We start from the raw sequence: 15,551 nt of genomic DNA on the forward strand, positions 1-15,551 counted from the left end.
CAGAAAAAACAGACGGCTACAGATAGACAGCACCAAGGATACCGATAATGACAGACGCGCTGAACAAGCTGGTGGCGTTACTCGAGCTAGAGCCTCTCGAAGAGACGCTGTTTCGCGGCCAAAGCCAGGACTTGGGCTTTCCACAGTTGTATGGCGGCCAAGTGCTGGGGCAAGCGCTCGCGGCAGCCGCGCGCACCGTACCCGATGAGCGTCGCCCACACTCGCAACACGGCTATTTTCTGCGCCCCGGCGACCCGCATCGGCCCGTCGTCTATCAGGTGGACACTATTCGCGACGGCGGCAGTTTTACTACCCGCCGGGTCACCGCCATTCAAAAAGGCCGGCCGATCTTTTTCTGCAGCGCCTCCTTTCAAAGCGAGGAGGCGGGCTTTAATCATCAGCGCGCCATGCCGGATGTACCCACACCCGAAGCGCTTATCGACAGCGGCGAGGCCAAACACGAGCGCTTTCCCGGCCACCCGATTGAGTTTCTGCACCTTGCGGGCAACCCCGACAACGCCACACCAGCGGGCCAATGCTTATGGTTTCGCCTGGCAGGCACGCTGCCTGATGACCCAGCACTACACCGCCACCTGCTGTCTTACGCCTCTGACTTTAACCTGCTGACCACAAGCCTGACCCCGCACGGCATTCAATTCCGCGACCCCAAGCTGCGCATTGCCAGTCTTGACCACGCCCTGTGGCTGCATCAGGACACCCGCTTGGACGACTGGCTGCTCTACGTGATCGACTCACCCTGGGCAGGCGGGGGCCGGGGCCTGGCACGGGGGCATATTTACAGCCGCGACGGCCGCTTGGTGGCCTCCACAGCCCAGGAGGGGTTAACGCGCTATTCGCAAGACTAAATTAAAGCCCCTAAAACACTGACGCCCGCTAAAAAGCGGGCGCCCGTAATGACAAGATCGCAGCGATTTAGCCGCCGTAGACATCGTCGATTGACTGCAACGGATAGTGTGCCGGGAAAGGCTTACGCGCCACACCTGAGTCGACCGCCGCTTGGGCCACCGCCGAAGAGACCCGCGCCAGCAGGCGGATATCGATAGGTGTAGGAATGATATACTCGCGGCCAAAGCTCATCTCGGTGCGCTCATAGGCGTCAAGCACCGCCTGAGGCACCGGCTCGCGGGCCAGGTCTTTCAGCGCATGCACCGCCGCCAGCTTCATCTCTTCATTAATGCGGGTCGCGCGAACATCCAGCGCGCCACGGAAGATAAACGGGAAACCCAGCACATTGTTGACCTGGTTGGGGAAATCCGAGCGGCCGGTGGCCATAATCACATCCGGACGCACTTCACGGGCAACGTCCGGGTGAATTTCTGGGTCCGGGTTAGTGCAGGCAAAAATCACCGGATCCGGGGCCATTTTCTTGACCTGATCCGCCGAGAGCAACCCAGGGCCCGACAAGCCGATAAACACATCAGCGTTATCCATGGCATCGTCTAAGGTGCGCATGTCGGTATCGCGAGCAAACTCAGCTTTGTATTCGTTAATGCCTTCGCGATCGGTGTGAATAACACCCCGGCGGTCGAGCATAATCAGGTTGGCTTTCTGGGCACCACAAGCCACCAGTAGCCGCATGCAGGCAATCGCCGCCGCCCCTGCGCCCATGCAGACAATTTTAACGTCTTCGATTTGTTTACCGGCGATAGCCAACGCATTAAGCATGCCCGCTGCGGTCACAATCGCGGTGCCGTGCTGATCGTCGTGAAATACCGGGATGCTACAGCGCTCAATCAGCGCTTTCTCGATTTCAAAGCACTCCGGCGCCTTGATGTCTTCCAGATTGATGCCGCCCCAAGTGTCGGCAATGCGCGCCACGGTATCGATAAACGCCTGCGGGCTTTCCGCATCCACTTCGATATCCACCGAGTTGATACCGGCAAAGCACTTGAACAGCACGCCTTTACCTTCCATCACCGGCTTGCTGGCCAATGGGCCCAGATTACCCAAGCCGAGAATGGCGCTGCCATCGGAAATCACCGCCACCAGATTACCTTTGCCGGTGTAGCGGTAGGCGTTTTCCGCCTCGCGGGCGATTTCACGCACTGGCTCAGCCACGCCTGGACTATACGCCAGCGCCAAATCCCGTGCGGTGGCGGTGGGTTTAGTCAACTCCACCGACAGCTTACCGGGAATCGGTTTGGCGTGATAATCCAAAGCAGCCTGCTTATTTGCATCCGTCATGGTCAGAGTCCAGTTACGTAAAATAGATTAAGTGGTGCCAGAATATAGAAAAAAACCAAGCGCCTCAAGCGCATTGTCAACCTATAACAAAACGCTCGTTTAACTGAATTTTAACTTCACTTTCGTTACTTTTCGCGACCATTTACTGCATCTTATACTGACAACCATTATCAATAACGTTTTGCCAGCGGCCCTGACGCAGCGTTTATAAAAAGCTTTTTCAAAAACAAAAACCCACGCCGGAGCGTGGGTTTTGCGCGAGCACAGGGCGTACTTGCGATATGGCTATCCAATAGGCTTAGCCGCGCTTAACAGCAGCGCCAAAACGCTTGTTAAAGCGCTCTACGCGGCCACCAGTGGTCGCTTGCTTCTGCTTACCGGTGTAGAACGGGTGGCAGTTGGAGCACACGTCCAGAGAAAAGTCCTGACCAGAGGTAGAACCAACCTGGAAGTTAGCGCCGCAAGAACAGCTAGCGGTGACCGTGTTGTAATTCGGGTGAATACCTTGTCTCATCTTGAGCCTCATAAGCTATATGCCGCCACCTGATCTTGTGCCAGGCACCGCATACGGGTTTAAAAAAACGACTAACCGGTTAGCCGCTCTGTCGTTACGATAGACCTCTAAGACAGCGCTTTAAGATAGATCGTTAAGAGTGAGAGCGGTCGCATATACTAGCAAAACTAACGCCGGAGGCCAATTGCCTGATTCTGTTTCTTCGCAAGCGCCTTCTAAAACGCGGGCACACGTGCTTAAAATAGCGCTGCCTTCGCCGCTGCGCCGCCTGTTCGATTACTTGCCGTCTCAGGCAACGCCTCCCTGTGGCTGGCAGCCAGGGTTAAGGGTGCGAGTGCCGTTTGGACGACGCGAAGTGGTTGGCGTCATTGTCGAGCTGGCTGAGCACAGCGAGCTGCCGCGCAGCCAGCTGCGCGCCATCAGCGAAACCCTGGATGACGCACCGCTGCCGGCAGACTGGCTATGGCTATGCCGTTTTGCCGCCCGCTACTACCAGCACAGCCTGGGCGACACCCTGCATCACGCCATGCCCGCGCGGTTGCGCCAGGGCCATCCCATGGCGGGGCGCACGCAAACGCTATGGCTCGCCCAGGGTGAAGACACAGACGCAACCCTCAGCCGCGCGCCCAAACAGGCCGAGCTTTACACGCTGCTGCGCCAACACCCTCATGGGTTGCCCAGTCGTGCGGTTAGCGCCCACGGCTTTACGCGCGACCAGCTATTAGCGCTGGTAAAGAAAGGCTTAGCGGTCAGCCAGGAAATCATCCTGACCGCCCCTGAGCCACAAAGCGGTAACCTACTTGCCGCCCCGGCGCTGCCCCTTAACCGGGAACAGGCGTCGGCGCTGGCTGCGCTGCATGAAAAGCTCGATGGCTACCACCCTTGTTTGCTGGAAGGCGTCACCGGCAGCGGTAAAACAGAAGTCTATCTGCAGCTTATCGAAGCGGTGGTCGCCAAAGGCAAACAGTCACTGGTGTTAGTCCCCGAGATCGGCTTGACGCCGCAGACCCTGGCGCGCTTTAGAAGCCGTTTCCGCGTGCCTGTGGTGGCGCTTCATTCAGGGCTCACCGACCCCGAACGGCTGGATGTCTGGGAAGCCGCTGCTAGCGGCCGGGCGCTGATTATTATCGGCACGCGTTCGGCGATCTTCACCCCGCTGGCTAACCCCGGCACGATTATTGTCGACGAAGAGCACGACGGCTCTTATAAACAGCACGACGGCTTGCGCTACCACGCCCGGGACTTAGCCGTCGCCCGCGCCCATTACCATAAAATCCCGCTACTCATGGGCAGTGCAACGCCGTCGTTGGAGAGCTTGCATCAGGCGCTTAGCGGCGCCTACCGCCACCTGCGCTTGACCCAGCGCCCCAGCCGTCATCCACCGGCCAAGCTGGAATTGATCGACCTGCGTCATCAGCGCCGCCAGGGGGGGTTATTACCGGGCGCCATCAAGGCGATTAAAAACACCCTCGCTAGCGGCAAGCAGGTGCTGATTTTTATCAACCGGCGCGGCTTTGCCCCAACGCTTGCCTGCCATGCCTGCGGCTGGATGGCCGAGTGCGGCCAGTGCGACGCGCGCATGACGCTACACCGCCAGCCAGCGCTGCTCGCCTGCCACCACTGCGACAGCCGCCGCGCCCTGCCGGACGCCTGCCCCGAGTGCGGCAGCGGCGACCTGCGTGCCCTGGGCAGCGGCACGGAACGCACCGAAGAGACACTGCAAACGCTGTTTCCGAAAACCACGATTCACCGTATTGACCGCGACAGCACCCGGAGGAAAGATAGCTTTGAACAGGTGCTCAAAGAGATTCAGCGCGGTGAGCCCTGCGTATTGGTCGGCACCCAGATGCTGGCCAAAGGGCACCACCTGCCCCACGTTACCCTGGTGGTAGTGGTCAATGCCGATGGTGGCCTCTACGCCGCTGACTTTCGCGCCCTGGAACACAGCGCCCAGCTGCTGGAACAGGTGGCGGGCCGCGCGGGCCGCGCCGCCCACCCAGGCCGGGTGCTGGTACAAACGCTGCACCCCGACGACCCGCACTTAGGCCAGTTGGCCGAACACGGCTACGGGGCGCTGGCACGTAACATGCTGGAAGAGCGCCGTATCGCTCAATTGCCGCCATTCTGCTTTATGGCGCTGCTGCGCATCGAAAGCCCTAAAGAGGAGGCCGCTCTGGCATTGGCCCAGCAGGCTGCCCAGGCGCTGCGCCAATGGCTAAAAGAGACCGGCGTGGCCACTCGCTGCCTGGGGCCGGTGCCTGCGCCGATGGAGCGGCGCCAGAACCGCTACCATTTACACGTTATGCTGGCAGCCGATAAACGCAGCCAGCTACACCCTGCGGTTAGCTGGCTGGTGCAGTGGCTGGAAGCCAATCGCGAGGCGCGCAAGGTACGCTGGTCGATTGATATTGACCCACAAACGCTCTCTTAGCAGCTGCAGCGCATCACACGGCTTTGAAACTGCGGCTCAATTGCCGATAATAGCCGCTTTGCCGACGCACCTCTCAGGTGCGCGTTAGCACACGCCGCCACCGACGACACCGGATACCGACATGAAAGATACGATAGTTTCTCTGCTCGAAGGCGCGGTGACCGCGCTCAAACACAAAGGCGTGCTGCCGAATGACCTTCAGCCCACCATCAAAGTGGACCCAACCAAAGACAAAGCCCACGGCGATTACGCCACCAATTTAGCGCTCATGCTAGCCAAGCCTGCTGGCATGAAACCCCGCGAGCTTGCCGATACATTGATTGCGGCCCTGCCCGACAGCGACGCTATTCAAAAAACCGAAATCGCAGGGCCTGGCTTTATCAACTTCTTCGCCGCCGTCGATGCCGCCGCGCAAATCGTTGCCCAAGTGCTCGACTGCGGCGATACCTTTGGCCGCAGCTTGATCGGCAAAGGCGAAAAAGTGCAGGTGGAGTTCGTTTCCGCCAACCCCACCGGCCCGCTGCACGTCGGCCACGGCCGGGGCGCTGCCATAGGCGACTGCCTATGCCGCCTGCTTGAAGCCACCGGTTATGACGTTTCCCGCGAGTTCTACTACAACGACGCTGGCGCCCAGATCGCCCACCTAGCGCGCTCCGTACAGGCACGGGCAAAAGGCCTGGGCCCTGACGATGCCGGCTGGCCGAAAGACGGCTATCGCGGCGAGTATATTGACGATGTGGCCAAGGACTATCTGGCAGGCAAAACGGTGAGCGCCGATGACCGCGAAGTCACTGCCAAAGCCGACCCAGACGATATCGACGCGATTCAAGCCTTTGCCGTGGCGTGGCTACGTCGCGAACAGGATCTGGATCTAAAAGCCTTCGGTGTCGAGTTCGACGTCTATTTCTTAGAGTCGTCACTCTACGAAGATGGCAAAGTAGACGCCACCGTTGAGAAGCTGGTGAGCGCAGGCCACACCTATGAAGACGACGGCGCCATGTGGCTGCGCACCACCGACTTCGGTGATGACAAAGACCGCGTAATGCGCAAACGCGACGGCGGCTACACCTATTTCCTCCCCGATGTGGCTTACCACCTGGACAAGTGGCAGCGCGGCTTTAAAACCGTGATCAACGAACAGGGCGCCGACCACCATTCGACGGTGACCCGGGTGCGCGCCGGCCTACAGGCGCTGGAAGTCGGCATCCCCGAAGGCTGGCCCGACTACGTGCTCCACCAGATGGTGATGGTCACCCGCTCCGGCGTCGAGGTAAAACTCTCCAAGCGCGCCGGCAGCTACGTCACCGTGCGCGATTTGATCGACGAAGTCGGCCGCGATGCCACGCGCTTCTTCCTCGCCGCGCGCCGCGCCGACTCCCAGTTGACCTTTGATATCGATTTGGCCCGTTCGCAGTCGAACGACAACCCGGTCTACTATATCCAGTACGCCCACGCGCGGGTGTGCAGCATGTTGCGCAAAGCCGAAGAGGCCGACCAGCCCTTCGACCACGCCCTTGCATTGGCCAACCTGGCGCTGCTGGACAGCGACCAGGAGAAAGCCGTACTCAACCGCTTGGCGCGCTTCCCTGACGTCGTGGAAACCGCCGCCAGAAACCGCGAGCCCCAGCAGGTTGCCCAGTATTTGCTCGACTTATCGGGTGATTTCCACACCTGTTACAACGCCGTCAAAGTCATGGTCGAGGACGACACCCTACGCAATACGCGTTTGGCACTGGGCCTCGCCACCCGTCAAGTGCTACGCAATGGGCTTGATTTAATGGGGGTTAGCGCCCCAGAGGAGATGTAAGCCATGGCTAGCCCGCGCAAAAAGCCCGCCCCCCGTCGCGGCGCCACTTCACAGCGCAAGTCGAACCGCCGCTCGAGCGGCGGCTTTCGCCTACCCGGCTGGCTATGGGGCCTTGCGGGAATGGCGGCAGGCTTCTTTCTTGCTCAGCATCAGCACGGCACCGCGCCGTGGCAGGAGCAGAGCGAGACGCCCCAAGCCACCGTGCTGCCCAAGCCCTCCGAGAGCCAAGAGCGTGCCGCCGCGCGGGAAACCGAGGAGGCGGCCGAGCCGTCGATGCCGACGTTTGAGTTTTATACCCTGCTGCCTGACACCGAGGTCATTGCCCCCGGCGTGACGCTGCCGTCAAGCGTTGTGCGCCCAGAGGCCCCTGAACAGACGGAAGAAGATAGCGATACCGCCGCCAGCGACGACCCTATCGCCCAGGTGATTGCGGCCAATACCCGGCCTGAAGATCAGGTGTCAGCAGCCCAGGAGAACGCTGCCACCAACGCCCCGGGGCGCTACATGCTGCAGGCGGCCTCCTTTCGTGAGGCAAGTGACGCCGAACAGCTGCGCGGCCGACTGCGCAATTTAAGCCTGCTGGCGGAAGTCAGCAAAGTACAGGCGGACGGCAATACCTGGCACCGCGTCCAAGTGGGACCTTACGAGGACACCCGCGAACTGAATCGCGCCCAGGATTTGATGAACACCCAAGGCATCGAACCCCTGCTGATTCAGTTGCAAAACTGATAAACCCCTTCTGAATACCCGGCGGGCGGTTGATTTTTTATCAGCCGCCCGCATTTTGTTGTGAACGCTTACACAACGGCCGCTTATTGAGCGATCCACCAGTCATCGGGAGCGAGCCTCCCCCAAGGAGTTATCTCCATGACCACAATTGTCTCCGTACGTCGCGGCAACCACGTCGCCCTTGCTGGCGACGGGCAAGTATCGCTGGGCAATACCGTAATGAAAGGTAACGCCAGTAAAGTACGCCGCCTCTATCGTGGCAAAGTGCTGGCCGGGTTTGCCGGCGGCACCGCTGACGCTTTCACGCTATTTGAGCGCTTCGAAGCGCAGCTGGAGAAATATCAAGGCCATTTGACCAAGGCTGCCGTTGAGCTGGCGAAGGATTGGCGCACCGACCGCGCCCTGCGCCGCTTAGAAGCGCTACTCGCTGTCGCGGACCATAGCGCCTCGCTGATCATTACTGGCAACGGTGACGTGGTTGAACCCGAGCAGGGCATTATCGCCATTGGCTCCGGGGGCTACTATGCACAAGCCAGCGCGCGTGCCTTGCTGGAAAATACTGAACTGTCAGCGCGGGAAATTACCGAGAAGTCGTTGTCTATCGCTGGTGACATCTGCGTATTCACCAACCATCACGTGACGCTTGAAGAGCTCTCGATCGACGGGCGCTAAGGCATCAATAAACGCAAAGGTTACTTTTATGACTCAGATGACACCCCGCGAAATCGTCCACGCCCTGGACCAGTACATTATTGGCCAGCAAGACGCTAAACGCGCCGTTGCCATTGCCCTGCGCAACCGCTGGCGCCGCATGCAGCTGGATGACGACCTACGCCCGGAAGTAACGCCCAAAAATATTTTGATGATTGGCCCTACCGGCGTGGGTAAAACCGAAATTGCCCGGCGTTTGGCCAAGCTGGCCAACGCCCCGTTTATCAAAGTCGAAGCGACCAAATTTACCGAAGTCGGCTACGTGGGCCGCGATGTTGAGTCGATCATTCGCGACCTGATGGAAGCGGCGATCAAGATGGTTCGCGAACAGGCCAAAGAGGAAGTCAGCCACCGCGCTGCCGATGCCGCCGAAGACCGCGTGCTCGACGCCCTGCTGCCGCCGGCCCGCGGCCAGGAAGATAAGCCACGCGAAGATAACGGCACCCGCCAGACCTTCCGCAAGAAGCTACGCGAGGGCGAGCTGGACGATAAGGAAATCGACATCGAGATTTCCGCCCAGGGCCAAGGCATCGACATCATGACCCCACCGGGCATGGAAGAGATGACCAGCCAGCTGCAGAGCATGTTTTCCAACATGGGCCAGCAAAAGCGTGAAAACCGCCGCGTAACGGTCAAAGAAGCGCTGGCACTGCTGCGCGATGAAGAAGCGGGCAAGCTGGTCAACGAGGAAGAGATCAAGGCCCGCGCTGTCTACTCTGTGGAACAGCACGGCATCGTATTTCTGGATGAGATCGATAAAGTCGCCAAGGGCAGCGGCCAGTCCAGCGGTGGCGAAGTCTCCCGCGAGGGCGTTCAGCGCGACCTGCTGCCGCTGATTGAAGGCTCGACCGTATCGACCAAACACGGCATGGTCAAAACCGATCACATCCTGTTTATCGCCTCGGGCGCCTTTCACCTGTCGCGCCCGTCGGATTTAATTCCCGAGCTACAGGGCCGTCTGCCGATTCGCGTTGAACTTGACGCGCTCACGCCCAACGACTTCAAGCGCATCCTCACCGAGCCTTCCGCCTCGCTGACCAAGCAATATCAGGCGCTGCTGGCCACCGACGGACTCGACATTGAATTTACCCCGGACGGTATCGAGCGTATCGCGCAGATCTCCTGGCAGGTTAACGAAGGCACCGAAAATATTGGCGCCCGCCGCCTGCACACGGTGATGGAACGGCTGCTGGAAGAGGCCTCTTTCCGCGGCGGCGATATGGACAGCCCGCTGCTGATTGACGGCGACTACGTCAACGCGCAGCTTGGCGAACTGGCGGTCGACGAAGATCTATCGCGGTATATTTTATAAGCTGCGTTTGTAGGTATAGTCAGCAACAGCAAACCCGCTCTTGGCGGGTTTGCTGCTATGCCACTTAGCGATGAGGTCTCACTATGAATGCCCCTACTCCCACCCAGGTTCATTACCATAAGCAGGACCGCGAGCTGGAACTTGGCTACGCCAATGGTGACACTTTCCGCCTGCCGGTGGAATTGTTACGTGTCTACTCCCCTTCTGCCGAGGTGCGCGGCCACGGCGGCGATACCGCGGTGCTGCAGGTGGGTAAAAAAGACGTTGGCCTGCAAAACATTACCCAGGCTGGCAACTACGCGCTGAAACTGCACTTTGACGATGGTCACGACAGCGGGCTATTTAGCTGGAACTACCTTTTTGATCTCGCTACTCACCAAGAGGACTACTGGAACAACTACTTGCAGCGTTTGAAAGAGGCCGGTGCCTCGCGCGAACCCGCCAGCATCCAATTCAAGCAACTGTGACGGTACGACTCAGCTCAACCTCAGGCTGCTAGAGCAGACAAGCAAGGGCGGACAAGGCTACAATGGCGCAACTCTTTTAATCGCGTCGGCCGTACGTCAGAAGACCCCAGGCCGATTTGCCACCGCCTCGACTTCGGGAGCTACTGCCCCATGAGCCCCACAGAAAAACGCACCACTGATTTTGGCTTTCAGGAAGTACCGGTTGACGAAAAAGCCTCGCGAGTAGCCGATGTCTTCCACTCCGTGGCAGCCCGCTATGACGTCATGAACGACCTGATGTCGATGGGTATCCATCGGATATGGAAGCGCATGACCATCGAGCGTGCGGGCGTGCGTCCTGGCCAGCATGTGCTGGATATCGCGGGCGGCACAGGGGATTTGACCCTTAAGTTTTCGCGTTTGGTTGGCCCGCGCGGCAAGGTCGTACTCGCCGACATTAACGCTTCCATGCTTAAAGTCGGGCGCGATAAACTGATGGATAGCGGCGTGGGCGGCAACGTTGAGTACGTTCAAGCCAATGCCGAAAGCCTGCCGTTCCCCGACAATAGTTTCGACTGCATTACCATCGCCTTTGGCCTGCGCAACGTCACCGACAAAGACGCCGCGCTGCGTTCCATGGCGCGCGTGCTCAAGCCAGGCGGGCGTCTTTTGGTGTTGGAATTCTCCAAGCCCAATAACCCGCTGCTCTCCAAGGCCTACGATGAGTACTCCTTCCGCCTGCTGCCCAAAATGGGTGAGCTGGTAGCCGGTGACGGCGAAAGCTACCGCTATCTGGCGGAGTCGATTCGTATGCACCCGGATCAGGAAACGCTTAAAGCCATGATGGAAACCGCGGGGCTTGAGCGGGTCGAGTTCACCAACCTCACCGGCGGCATTGTGGCGCTACACCGCGGCATTAAGCTATGAGCTTAGCGAGCAGTAAGACGCCAATGAACCGCCTGACGCCACCAACCCAGAGGTCAGCATGCTGGTAACCCCGACCCTGCTGTTGGCCGGATGTGAACGCACGCTCAATGCCCTGCTCGCCCGCGACCCGGCAGCGCCTGCACGGCTGGCGGCGCTGGCGGGCAGTCGCCTGCTGGTGCGTCTCGAACAGCCCCACCTTGAACTGGTGATCCACTACCATCATGCCGGGCTGGACTTGAATCGCGGCGATGGCATTGACGAAACCCAGGTGGACGCGGTCATCGAGCTTACCCCAGAGACATTCTCACAATGGCTTAGCGGCGCATCAATTGAACGCTTAATGTTTGACGGCAAGCTGGCCATGCGTGGCCGTGTTCATCTACTCGAAGCCACCCGCGAACTTTTCTTAGACCTAGACATCGACTGGGAAAGCGAGCTGGCTCGCTGGCTGGGTGATATGCCCGCCCACTCACTGGCGGAGGGCCTACGCCGCGCCGCGCGCTGGGGACTGCGCACCAAAGACGAGCTAATGCAGGATGTTTCTGAGTACGTCTTTGAAGAGGCGCGCCTGCTACCAGGGCGGCAACAGCGCAACGTGTTGCGCGAACACCTCACCGAACTTGAGGTGGCGACCGATCGCCTGGAAGCGCGCCTAAACCGCTTACAGCGGCGCCTGGAACAACGTCAGCCGGAGCCACGCCCATGAGCCTGCGCCTGCTGCGGATCAGCTGGGTGATCAGCCGCCACCGACTGGATACCCTGCTGCCGATAGCGCGCCTGCCCTGGTGGCTACGGGTACTGCTATGGTTTTCGCCGCTTCGTCTGGTGCCCTTGGGCAAGCGCTCTCGAGGCGAACGGTTACGTTTGGCCTTGGAAGCGCTGGGGCCAATCTTCATCAAATTCGGCCAAATGCTCTCCACCCGCCGCGACTTACTGCCGCCCGATATCGCCGATGAGCTAAAGCGGTTGCAAGACCAAGTGCCCCCCTTTCCAGGCGACCTTGCCGCCGCCCGGATTGAGAAAGCGTTGGAAATGTCGCTGGAAGAAGCCTTTGCTGAGTTTGACCGGGTACCCTTAGCGTCGGCGTCAATTGCCCAGGTACACGCGGCACGGCTGCACAGCGGCGAAGACGTGGTGGTGAAAATTATTCGCCCCAGCATTGACCGGGTGATGCGCCAGGACATGGCGCTGATGTACCAAGTGGCCAAGTTACTGGCCAAGGTCCCCGAAGCGCGTCGTCTACGCCCGGTGGAAGTCATCCGTGACTACGAAGCCACGCTGTTTGACGAGCTCGACCTCTACAAAGAAGCCGCCAACACCTCGCAGCTCAAGCGTAATTTCAAAGACTCACCGCTGCTTTATGTGCCCAGTATTTATTGGTCCTTCACCCGCCGCAACGTCATGGTGCAGGAGCGCATTCGCGGTATTCCCGTTGCCGACATAGACACGCTGGTGGCCCGCGGCACCAATCTCAAAAAGCTCGCCGAGCGCGGTGTCGAACTTTTCTTTACCCAGGTGTTTCGCGACAATTTCTTTCACGCCGATATGCACCCCGGCAATATTTTTGTCAACTGCGACAACCCTGAAGACCCCCAGTACATTGCCATCGACTGCGGCATTGTGGGTAGTCTCACCCGGGAAGATCAGGACTATCTGGCGCGTAACTTACTGGCGTTTTTCCATCAGGACTATTACGAAGTCGCCGCGCTACACATCGAATCCGGCTGGGTCGGAGAGAACACCCGCGCCAACGAATTCGCCGCGGCGATTCGCACCGTCTGCGAGCCGATTTTAGAGAAGCCGCTAAAAGATATTTCCTTCGGCCAGGTGCTGCTGGGGCTGTTTCAAACCGCCCGGCGCTTTAATATGGAAGTGCAGCCGCAGCTGGTACTGTTACAGAAAACGCTGCTTAACATTGAAGGCCTAGGGCGCCAGCTGTATCCCGATTTAGACCTGTGGAGCACTGCCAAACCCTTTTTAGAGCAGTGGATGAAAGAGCGCGCCGGGGTCAGCGGCTTATGGGAGTCGCTAAAGCGTCAGGCGCCGGAGCTTTCGCACCAATTGCCCGAACTCCCCGTTCTGGCTCACCAGGCGCTCAGCCGCATGGAGCACGAGCACCGTCAGCGCCACCAGCAGGTCGACTCGATCAACGCCATGCGCGTGCAGATGGCGCGCCAGGGCAAGCGCCTTTACCGGCTGCGCCTGGGCTTGATTCTACTCGCGGTGGCACTCGCCTGGCAGCCATTAAGCGGTTGGATTGCGCTTCAAGAGTGGCCGATACTCGCCGCCGCCGCCATCGGCCTACTGCTGTTAGTGTGGCAATAGAAGGGCGTGATTTAACGATGACAAGGATTCACATGGACAACAACTCACTACCGCCTAGCAATACGCATGTACTTGATACGCTCAATGAGGTATTAAAACAGCGGCGCCATTCAGCGGCGGAAAATTCTTATGTTGCCTCCTTGCATCATAAGGGATTGAACAAGATACTCGAAAAGATTGGCGAAGAAGCTACCGAAACAGTGCTTGCCGCCAAAGATGCCGAGCACGGTGGCGAGGCACAGCGCCAAGCGGTGATTTGTGAAACCGCCGACCTGTGGTTTCATAGCTTGGTGATGCTCTCGCACCTGGGGATGGATCACCAAAGTGTGTTGGACGAACTGGCAAAGCGCGTTGGCATTTCCGGACACGAGGAAAAAGCCGCCCGAAAGCCATAGGGTCATATAAGCTGTCGTACAGTGGTAACAGTCCGTGGTAACAGTCCATAGTAACTGTCCATAGTAACTGTCTATAGTAACAACGAACGTTAATCTGCTCTCATGAGGAAACGCATATGTTAGGTGGTATCAGTATTTGGCAGTTGCTGATTGTTCTGGGCATCATCATCCTGGTTTTCGGCACCAAAAAACTGCGCAATGTGGGCACCGACCTCGGTGGGGCGGTCAAGGGCTTTAAGAAAGCCATTAACGACGAAGAGAAAAATAAAGAGGACGATCAACAAGACACCGAGCAGCCGCACGCCAAAGTAAGCCACGAAGAGCCGGGGAATACTTACGACGTTCAGGCCGAGGAAAAACGTGCCGCGGAGGGCCGCCCCACGGATAGCCGCCCGACAGAAGAACGCAACGAAGAGCGCAAATAACCCATGCTGGATGTCGGCTTTCTTGAACTGATGCTTATTGGCATCGTCGGGCTGTTGGTACTTGGCCCGGAGCGCTTGCCGCGCGCCGCCCGCACGGCAGGCATGTGGATCGGCAAAATCAAGCGCACGGTATCCGGCATGCAGCGCGAAATTAGCGCCCAGTTGGAAGCAGAAGAGCTACGTCAAAAGCTTAACGAGCAGCAGAAAAATCTCGACGATAGCTTGAAAAAAGCCAAGTTGGACGTAGAAAGCATTGCCGATGCGCCGACTGATGCGAAGTCAACGCCGAAAACAGACGCGGCGCAAAGCGAAACGGAAAAGCGCGTCGCCAAGGCCAGCTCTCGATTGGATGACGCGCTGCAAACGGTGCGTGAAGACCCGGCGCCTACTTCGTCTTCCGCATCGTCCTCACCGAGCACTGCCGCAAGCACGCCGGCTGAATCTGCTGATAAGGATCGACATCACCAATGAGTATGCCTAGCGATTCAAAGGAGCCCCAGCAAGAGCAACACCAAGCGCCGCTGATAGAACACCTGATCGAACTTCGCTCGCGGTTGATGCGTGCCGTGCTCGTTATTTTGGTCATCTTTTTGAGTCTCTACGCTTTTGCCAACGACATCTATACGTTTGTTGCCGAGCCGCTGATGGCGCTGCTGCCCGAAGGCTCGCAGATGATCGCCACTGAAGTGGCCTCGCCGTTTTTAGCGCCGTTCAAGCTCACCCTGGTCGTCGCCGTCTTTATTGCCATTCCATTTGTATTGCATCAGGCATGGGCGTTTATTGCCCCGGGGCTTTACGATAATGAAAAGGCCCTGGCGATCCCCATTTTGACCTCGAGCATTGCGCTTTTCTACGGTGGCGCGGCGTTTGCCTATTACGCGGTGTTTCCGCTGCTGTTTGAGTTTTTCACCCAAACAGGGCCTGAAAACGTCGCCGTAATGACCGATATCAACCAGTATTTGAACTTTGTTCTCAAGCTGTTTTTTGCCTTTGGGGTGGCCTTTGAAATCCCCATTGCGACTTTTTTGCTGATTCTATCGGGTGCCACCACGGTGGAAAGCCTGTCTAAGAAGCGGCCGTATATCCTGCTAGGCTGCTTTATCGTCGGCATGGTGCTAACGCCACCGGATGTGATTTCGCAAAGTCTGCTGGCGATCCCCATGTACCTGCTTTACGAAGTTGGGCTGCTGTTTGGGCGTCTGGTGCGTAAGCGCAGAGACGAGAAAGAAGCCGCCGAAGAGCAAGAAGAATAAAGGCTAACCAACTAAAAAGCCGTCGGCCTCAAGTGAGGCTGGCGGCTTCAAATACGCCTTCAACGGTCAAC

General features: G+C 58.6%; 16 protein-coding genes. 14 read left to right on the forward strand and 2 right to left on the reverse strand.

Going from position 1 to position 15,551, the window contains the following annotated elements; genetic code table 11:
- The first annotated feature begins 47 nt into the window (after positions 1–47).
- Entirely contained in the window at positions 48–866 is an 819-nt protein-coding gene (locus HVA01_RS11760) for an acyl-CoA thioesterase (protein ID WP_146875605.1), read from the forward strand.
- Between the two features lie 67 nt (positions 867–933).
- On the opposite strand, the gene HVA01_RS11765 is transcribed toward HVA01_RS11760, so the two are convergent.
- A complete protein-coding gene (locus HVA01_RS11765; protein ID WP_146875606.1) occupies positions 934–2,205 on the reverse strand; it encodes a malic enzyme-like NAD(P)-binding protein in 1,272 nt (423 codons plus the stop codon).
- Between the two features lie 298 nt (positions 2,206–2,503).
- A complete protein-coding gene (rpmE, locus tag HVA01_RS11770) occupies positions 2,504–2,719 on the reverse strand; it encodes a 50S ribosomal protein L31 (protein WP_146875607.1) in 216 nt (71 codons plus the stop codon).
- Between the two features lie 184 nt (positions 2,720–2,903).
- Here rpmE and HVA01_RS11775 point away from each other — a divergent pair, with 184 nt between their 5' ends.
- From HVA01_RS11775 to tatC, 13 genes are all read left to right on the forward strand, one after another.
- Positions 2,904–5,150: a primosomal protein N' gene (locus tag HVA01_RS11775; RefSeq protein WP_146875608.1), complete on the forward strand. Its 2,247-nt coding sequence runs from the start codon at positions 2,904–2,906 to the stop codon at positions 5,148–5,150.
- 121 nt (positions 5,151–5,271) lie between these two features.
- Positions 5,272–6,957, forward strand: a complete 1,686-nt coding sequence (argS, locus tag HVA01_RS11780) for an arginine--tRNA ligase (RefSeq protein WP_146875609.1) — start codon at positions 5,272–5,274, stop codon at positions 6,955–6,957.
- 3 nt (positions 6,958–6,960) lie between these two features.
- Positions 6,961–7,686, forward strand: coding sequence for an SPOR domain-containing protein (locus HVA01_RS11785; RefSeq protein ID WP_146875610.1), 726 nt, complete (start codon positions 6,961–6,963; stop codon positions 7,684–7,686).
- A 138-nt stretch (positions 7,687–7,824) separates the two neighbouring features.
- Complete coding sequence (gene hslV / locus HVA01_RS11790) at positions 7,825–8,358, forward strand: ATP-dependent protease subunit HslV (protein ID WP_146875611.1); 534 nt, start codon at positions 7,825–7,827, stop codon at positions 8,356–8,358.
- A gap of 28 nt (positions 8,359–8,386) precedes the next feature.
- Entirely contained in the window at positions 8,387–9,709 is a 1,323-nt protein-coding gene (gene hslU / locus HVA01_RS11795) for an ATP-dependent protease ATPase subunit HslU (protein ID WP_146875612.1), read from the forward strand.
- A gap of 83 nt (positions 9,710–9,792) precedes the next feature.
- Positions 9,793–10,176, forward strand: coding sequence for a gamma-butyrobetaine hydroxylase family protein (locus tag HVA01_RS11800; RefSeq protein WP_146875613.1), 384 nt, complete (start codon positions 9,793–9,795; stop codon positions 10,174–10,176).
- 150 nt (positions 10,177–10,326) lie between these two features.
- Positions 10,327–11,082, forward strand: a complete 756-nt coding sequence (ubiE, locus tag HVA01_RS11805) for a bifunctional demethylmenaquinone methyltransferase/2-methoxy-6-polyprenyl-1,4-benzoquinol methylase UbiE (RefSeq protein ID WP_146875614.1) — start codon at positions 10,327–10,329, stop codon at positions 11,080–11,082.
- Between the two features lie 58 nt (positions 11,083–11,140).
- On the forward strand, positions 11,141–11,788 hold the full coding sequence (locus HVA01_RS11810; protein ID WP_146875615.1) for a ubiquinone biosynthesis accessory factor UbiJ: 648 nt from the start codon (positions 11,141–11,143) through the stop codon (positions 11,786–11,788).
- A complete protein-coding gene (ubiB, locus tag HVA01_RS11815; RefSeq protein WP_146875616.1) occupies positions 11,785–13,407 on the forward strand; it encodes a ubiquinone biosynthesis regulatory protein kinase UbiB in 1,623 nt (540 codons plus the stop codon). Before HVA01_RS11810 ends, ubiB begins: the two co-directional genes overlap by 4 nt.
- Positions 13,408–13,439: 32 nt before the next feature.
- Positions 13,440–13,802, forward strand: coding sequence for a phosphoribosyl-ATP diphosphatase (locus HVA01_RS11820; protein ID WP_146875617.1), 363 nt, complete (start codon positions 13,440–13,442; stop codon positions 13,800–13,802).
- Between the two features lie 116 nt (positions 13,803–13,918).
- Positions 13,919–14,227 (forward strand): Sec-independent protein translocase subunit TatA, encoded by a 309-nt coding sequence (tatA, locus tag HVA01_RS11825; RefSeq protein WP_146875618.1) that lies wholly within the window; start codon positions 13,919–13,921, stop codon positions 14,225–14,227.
- A 3-nt stretch (positions 14,228–14,230) separates the two neighbouring features.
- Positions 14,231–14,698 (forward strand): Sec-independent protein translocase protein TatB, encoded by a 468-nt coding sequence (tatB, locus tag HVA01_RS11830; protein WP_146875619.1) that lies wholly within the window; start codon positions 14,231–14,233, stop codon positions 14,696–14,698.
- A complete protein-coding gene (tatC, locus tag HVA01_RS11835) occupies positions 14,695–15,480 on the forward strand; it encodes a twin-arginine translocase subunit TatC (protein WP_146875620.1) in 786 nt (261 codons plus the stop codon). The genes tatB and tatC overlap by 4 nt, the downstream gene beginning before the upstream one ends.
- Positions 15,481–15,551 lie beyond the last annotated feature (71 nt).

The organism is Halovibrio variabilis (assembly GCF_007991175.1).
Classification (GTDB): Bacteria; Pseudomonadota; Gammaproteobacteria; order Pseudomonadales; family Halomonadaceae; genus Vreelandella; species Vreelandella variabilis.

Excerpts from the sequence above, each read along its gene's own strand:
- HVA01_RS11760 (WP_146875605.1), top strand. The coding sequence starts at position 48 with ATGACAGACGCGCTGAACAAGCTGGTGGCGTTACTCGAGCTAGAGCCT.
- HVA01_RS11765 (WP_146875606.1), bottom strand. The coding sequence starts at position 2,205 with ATGACGGATGCAAATAAGCAGGCTGCTTTGGATTATCACGCCAAACCG.
- rpmE (WP_146875607.1), bottom strand. The coding sequence starts at position 2,719 with ATGAGACAAGGTATTCACCCGAATTACAACACGGTCACCGCTAGCTGT.
- argS (WP_146875609.1), top strand. The coding sequence starts at position 5,272 with ATGAAAGATACGATAGTTTCTCTGCTCGAAGGCGCGGTGACCGCGCTC.
- HVA01_RS11785 (WP_146875610.1), top strand. The coding sequence starts at position 6,961 with ATGGCTAGCCCGCGCAAAAAGCCCGCCCCCCGTCGCGGCGCCACTTCA.
- hslV (WP_146875611.1), top strand. The coding sequence starts at position 7,825 with ATGACCACAATTGTCTCCGTACGTCGCGGCAACCACGTCGCCCTTGCT.
- hslU (WP_146875612.1), top strand. The coding sequence starts at position 8,387 with ATGACTCAGATGACACCCCGCGAAATCGTCCACGCCCTGGACCAGTAC.
- HVA01_RS11800 (WP_146875613.1), top strand. The coding sequence starts at position 9,793 with ATGAATGCCCCTACTCCCACCCAGGTTCATTACCATAAGCAGGACCGC.
- ubiE (WP_146875614.1), top strand. The coding sequence starts at position 10,327 with ATGAGCCCCACAGAAAAACGCACCACTGATTTTGGCTTTCAGGAAGTA.
- HVA01_RS11810 (WP_146875615.1), top strand. The coding sequence starts at position 11,141 with ATGCTGGTAACCCCGACCCTGCTGTTGGCCGGATGTGAACGCACGCTC.
- ubiB (WP_146875616.1), top strand. The coding sequence starts at position 11,785 with ATGAGCCTGCGCCTGCTGCGGATCAGCTGGGTGATCAGCCGCCACCGA.
- HVA01_RS11820 (WP_146875617.1), top strand. The coding sequence starts at position 13,440 with ATGGACAACAACTCACTACCGCCTAGCAATACGCATGTACTTGATACG.
- tatA (WP_146875618.1), top strand. The coding sequence starts at position 13,919 with ATGTTAGGTGGTATCAGTATTTGGCAGTTGCTGATTGTTCTGGGCATC.
- tatB (WP_146875619.1), top strand. The coding sequence starts at position 14,231 with ATGCTGGATGTCGGCTTTCTTGAACTGATGCTTATTGGCATCGTCGGG.
- tatC (WP_146875620.1), top strand. The coding sequence starts at position 14,695 with ATGAGTATGCCTAGCGATTCAAAGGAGCCCCAGCAAGAGCAACACCAA.